The 5,047-nt window shown below is 69.7% G+C and carries 6 protein-coding genes; 2 read left to right on the top strand and 4 right to left on the bottom strand.

Features of this window, described 5'->3' with window-relative positions:
* A partial coding sequence (locus A5695_RS03765; RefSeq protein ID WP_197515350.1) for a BatA domain-containing protein occupies positions 1–312 on the bottom strand: 312 nt, incomplete at its 3' end.
* A 49-nt stretch (positions 313–361) separates the two neighbouring features.
* Complete coding sequence (locus A5695_RS03760) at positions 362–1,390, bottom strand: cupin domain-containing protein (protein WP_068078355.1); 1,029 nt, start codon at positions 1,388–1,390, stop codon at positions 362–364.
* Between the two features lie 151 nt (positions 1,391–1,541).
* Here A5695_RS03760 and A5695_RS03755 point away from each other — a divergent pair, with 151 nt between their 5' ends.
* Together A5695_RS03755 and A5695_RS03750 are read left to right on the top strand one after the other, a co-directional pair.
* Positions 1,542–2,213, top strand: coding sequence for a GntR family transcriptional regulator (locus A5695_RS03755; protein ID WP_068078353.1), 672 nt, complete (start codon positions 1,542–1,544; stop codon positions 2,211–2,213).
* A 92-nt stretch (positions 2,214–2,305) separates the two neighbouring features.
* The gene (locus A5695_RS03750; RefSeq protein WP_068078359.1) at positions 2,306–2,590 is read left to right on the top strand and encodes a GlsB/YeaQ/YmgE family stress response membrane protein; all 285 of its coding nucleotides are present in this window, start codon (positions 2,306–2,308) and stop codon (positions 2,588–2,590) included.
* 49 nt (positions 2,591–2,639) lie between these two features.
* Here A5695_RS03750 and A5695_RS03745 read toward each other — a convergent pair whose 3' ends face one another.
* Both A5695_RS03745 and A5695_RS03740 read right to left on the bottom strand, forming a co-directional pair.
* Entirely contained in the window at positions 2,640–3,731 is a 1,092-nt protein-coding gene (locus A5695_RS03745) for an adenosine deaminase (RefSeq protein ID WP_068078351.1), read from the bottom strand.
* Complete coding sequence (locus tag A5695_RS03740; RefSeq protein WP_068078348.1) at positions 3,728–5,014, bottom strand: thymidine phosphorylase; 1,287 nt, start codon at positions 5,012–5,014, stop codon at positions 3,728–3,730. The genes A5695_RS03745 and A5695_RS03740 overlap by 4 nt, the downstream gene beginning before the upstream one ends.
* Positions 5,015–5,047 lie beyond the last annotated feature (33 nt).

The following is a 5,047-nucleotide window of genomic DNA, read 5'->3' as shown; positions in this document are numbered from 1 at the left end:
GTCGATGACCAGCATCACGACCGCGCGGTTGAGCGGGATCCGCACGTCGGACGTCGGCCCGGCCATTGCAGTGGTCAGCAGCACCAGCGAGGTGGCCAGCAGGATCGTCGGCACGTGCCGCCAGCGGCTGGGGCGCGCCGGCGCGACGCGCTCCAGCACCTCCATGTTGGCGAACCGCAGCACCCGCCGGCGGCGGGCGAACTGCAGCACGACGTAGAGTCCCAGGACCAGCAGAACGGCCAGCAGGAACAGGAAGAACCACGCGTTCTGGAAGCCGGTGACCGACACGGGGCCCAGCAGCGGCAGCTTCATGAGCAGCCACACTATGCGCCCGGTGGGCCCGGTGCACTCTCCCGTCGGGTCAGCCGGCGACGAGGTCGCGGCGCTGGGTGAACTTGATGTCGAGGCTGCGGAGATGGGTCTGCAGCCCGGCGTCCTGGATCGGAATCAGGTGTGCGGGCTGGTCGGTCTCGTTGTAGTGGGCGTGCCACATGCCCGGCGGCGTGGTGAACGCGCAGCCGGCGCGCCAGTCCACCCGGGTCGGGTCGACGATGTCGCCGTGCTCGTCGAGGCGGGTGCCCAGCAGCGTGTAGCAGCCGCTGACCGGGGCGTCGAGGATCAGGTCCAGGGCCACCGACTGGTGCCGGTGCGGGCGCTGCACCTGGTTCGGCGGCAGCACGCCGAACATGGCCCACAGCACGTGGGTGATGGTCAGCGTCTGTTCCTGGTTGGCGTTGGCCAGCAGCACGCTGACGCGGCTCTTCTCGTTGGCGCCCGGTCGCGACGCGATCTCCTCCAGCTTCGCGACGGCATCCGAGCGGCGGAACTTGGTGGCGCGGAACCGCGGCCGGGTGGCGTCGGCGCCCAGGTAGCGCATCAGCGGCTCGTCGTGCACCCAATACATGGCCGTGTCGGTGGCCGCGTAGAACACCGAGTGGGTGCCGGCGGGCAGGGTCAGGAAGTCCCCCTTCTCCCACTGCACCAGCTGGCCGTTGACGGCGGCGAAGCCCCGCCCGTACAGCACGTAGTACAGCTGCGAGGTGGCGTTGGGACTGGTATCGACCTGCTCGCCCGGGCGGATGCGCACGAAGTTGGCCAGCAGTGCGGGGCTGGTCGCGGCGCCGGTCTCGACGCCCAGTTCCTTGGACAGATCCAGCGGGATCACGCCGGTCGGCTGGTCGGTGTAGACCTCCGGATCGAACCGGGTAACCGGCACCTGCGGGACGTGGCCCGAGCCGATCGGGTTGGCGGCCTTGGAGTACTCGAAGTACTGGGCGTCACAGGCCCAGTCCTGGAAACGACCTTCGAAGCCGTATTCGGCCACGTTGATCATCGGGGCGGGGATCGTCGGATCCAAGTTCGGGGTCACGGCTGGTTCGGTGACGGGCATGTCACGGGCTCCTTCGACCTGCTCGAGGCTTAGTCGTTGCGTCTCATGTTTCTTTCGTATCTATCTTGTATCTCAGTTGTGGCCCTGTCAAGGTTTGCGGTGGTGTACCGTCACCACACTGCTGGGATACGACTTAGCTACGGAAGGCTGGATGGCAACGATCGACCCGCGGCCGGGAACGGCCAAGGACCGCGCGCTGGATTACGTCAAGACGCGGGTGCTCACCGGCGCGTTCCCGGGCGGGGAGCTGATCAGCGAGGGCGACGTCGCCTCGGCGCTGGGAATGTCACGCACGCCGGTGCGCGAGGCGTTCCTGCGGCTGGAGGCGGAGGGGCTGCTGCGCCTGTACCCGCAGCGGGGCGCCCTGGTCGTCCCCGTGTCTGCGGACGAGGTCCGCTCGGTGATGGAGGCGCGGCTGGTCCTCGAGCAGTTCGCGGCGGCCAAGGTGGTGGGGCGCGGGCCCGCCTCGTGCGCCGCGATTTTCGAGCGGCTGTCGGACGAGCTTCGGCGGCAGCGCGCCGCCGCCGAGCGCTCCGATTGGCCCGAATTCCTCGACGCCGACCGGGCCTTCCACGCCATCACCCTGGCCGAGTCGGGGAACGCCATTCTGGCGGGTTTCCATGCGTCACTTCGGGACCGGCAGATGCGGATGATCGGGGAGTCGGCGCTGCGCGATCCGCACCGCGTGACGACCATCCTCGACGAGCACCGCGAGATCGCCGAGGCGCTGCGTGACGGCGACGGCCAGCGGGCGTCGCGCGCGGTGCAAATGCACTTGGCCGGGACCGTGCGCGCCATCGGACTCGCTTCCGATTTGATTTGAGCTCCTGCGAATTGTGTTAGAAGTCGGCTGATTCGGGGAAGTCCCGTCAAAGATGGCGCCCACCCCGGGTGCCGCTACGACAGGAGCTCGAAGTGATCACATCCATAATCCTCGCCCTCATCGTGGGCGCGATCATCGGTTTGGTCGCCCGCCTCGTGATGCCGGGACGGCAGAATGTCGGCATGCTCATGACCGTCGCGCTGGGCGCGGTCGGCGGGCTGATCGGTTCATGGGCCGCCAGCCAATTCGGCTACCACAACGCCAACGGCGGGGTGGCGTGGGTCCCGTTCTTCATCGGAGTGGGCGCCGCCATCGTCCTGATCGCGCTCTACGAAGCGCTGACCGGTCGCCGCACCGGCACCCGGCTGACCCGTTAGCCCGTCGGCCGAAAGCTGCGCCGCTCTCCCGGATTTCGGGCGAGCGGCGTCAGCCTGCGATCAGTACCGCATACCGCGGTTTGATGACGTCGTCGATGATGGCCAGCCGCTCGTCGAACGGGAGAAACGCCGACTTCATCGCGTTGATGGTGAACCGCTCGAGGTCGCTCCAGCCGTAGCCGAAAGCCTGGACCAAACGGCACATTTCGCGGCTCATCGTGGTATCGCTCATCAGCCGGTTGTCGGTGTTGACGGTCACCCGGAACCGGGTGCGGGCCAACAGGTCGAACGGGTGGTCCGCGATGCTCTTCACGGCGCCGGTCTGCACGTTGGAACTCGGGCACAGCTCCAGCGGAATCCGCTTGTCCCGCAGGATCGACGCCAGCCGGCCGAGGCGCACCTCGCCGTCGGGAAGGACGTCGATGTCGTCGACGATGCGCACCCCGTGGCCCAGGCGGTCGGCGCCACAGAAGGCGATCGCCTCGTGGATCGACGGCAGCCCGAACGCCTCGCCGGCGTGAATGGTAAAGCGCGCGTTATGGTCTCGCATGTATTCGAACGCGTCCAGGTGCCGCGTCGGCGGATTGCCTGCCTCGGCGCCGGCGATGTCGAATCCCACAACACCCTTGTCGCGGAAGCGGATTGCCAGCTCGGCGATCTCCCGGGACACCGCGGCGTGCCGCATGGCGGTGACCAGCAGCCGCACCACGATGGGCCGACCCGCGGCGGCGCAGGCCTGCTGGCCGTCGGCGAAACCGGCCAGCACGGCGTCCACGATCTCATCGAACGACAGGCCCCGGTCGATGTGTAGCTCCGGGGCGAACCGGATCTCGGCGTAGACCACCGAGTCGGCGGCCAAGTCTTGTACGCACTCGTAGGCGACGCGATGCAGCGCGTCGGACGTTTGCATGACCGCCACGGTGTGCGAGAAGGGCTCCAGGTAGCGCTCCAGCGAGCCGCTGTGCGACCGGGTGCGAAACCAGGTGGCCAGCTCGTCGACGTCGGTGGTGGGCAGCCCGTCATAGCCGGTCTGCCCGGCGATTTCGACCACGGTCGACGGGCGCAGGCCCCCGTCGAGGTGATCGTGCAGCAGCGCCTTGGGCGCCCTCTTGATCTGCTCGAGGCCCAGCGGTGTTCTCACGTCCCGATCCGATCGATGATCAGCGGTCGCGGATCGGGTGCCGCGTCGCCGACGCGGTAGCCGCCGTCCAGCTCGGCCAGCGCGGCGCCGAAGCGCTCCGGGGTGTCGGTGTAGAGGGTGAACAGCGGCGCGCCGGGCGCCACCGGATCGCCGGGACGGCGGTGGATGCGGATGCCGGCGCCGGCCTGCACCCGTTCGCCCGGACGGGATCTGCCCGCGCCGAGCCGCCAAGCCGCCTGCCCCACTGCCATCGCGTCGATATCGCCCATTGTGCCGCCCCGGCCCGCGGTCACGGTGTCGGAATGCGCACCGATCGGCAACGGAACCGACAAATCCCCGCCCTGGGCCGCGACGAGCCGGCGGAATCGGTCCATCGCGGTGCCGTCGCGCAGCGTCTCGGCGGGGTCGCGGCCGTCGATCCCGGCCAGCTCGAGCATCTCGCCGGCGAGCCGCACCGTCAGCTCCACCACGTCGGGCGGGCCGCCGCCGGCCAGCACGTCCAACGCCTCGGTGACCTCGATGGCGTTGCCGACGGTCGCACCCAGCGGGGCGTTCATGTCGGTCAGCAGCGCGTGGGTGGGCACGCCGTGCGCCGCGCCCAGGCCGACCATGGTGTGGGCCAGCTCGCGGCACCGGCCCAAAGAGCGCAGCAGCGCGCCGGAGCCCACCTTCACGTCGAGGACCAGGGCAGCGGTCCCCTCGGCCAGCTTCTTGCTCATCACCGAGCTGGCGATCAGCGGCAGCGACTCGACGGTGGCGGTGACATCGCGCAGCGCGTACAGCTTGGCGTCGGCCGGCGCCAGCTCGCCGGCGGCGAAGATGGCCGCGCCGACGTCGAGAAGCTGTTCGCGCACGTGCCGGCTGGACAGCGCGGGGGTGAACCCGGCGATCGCCTCGAGCTTGTCCAGGGTGCCGCCGGTATGCCCGAGCCCGCGCCCCGACGCCTGGGGCACCGCCGCCCCGCAGGCGGCGACGACGGCCACCAGCGGCAGGGTGATCTTGTCCCCGACGCCGCCGGTGGAGTGCTTGTCCACGGTCGGCACCGGCAGGTCGCGGAAGTCCAGCCGCGGGCCGGAGGCCAGCATGGCCGCGGTCCAGCTGGCGGTCTCGCCGGGGTCCATGCCGCGCAGGAAGATGGCCATCAGCAGCGCCGACATCTGCTCCTCGGCCACCCGGCCGTGGGTGTAGGCGTCGACGACCCACTCGATGGCGGCATCCGACAGCCGGCCGCCGTCGCGCTTGGTGCGGATTACCGTCGGCGCGTCGAAGTTGATATCGGTCAACGGGGTTCCCGTGGCAGGTCGGCGCCGAATGCG

The organism is Mycobacterium sp. E1747 (assembly GCF_001667775.1).
In the GTDB taxonomy this organism is placed as follows: Bacteria; Actinomycetota; Actinomycetes; order Mycobacteriales; family Mycobacteriaceae; genus Mycobacterium.
The sequence above is the reverse complement of the archived record's forward strand: the minus strand, read 5'-3'. Positions and strand labels throughout refer to the sequence as shown.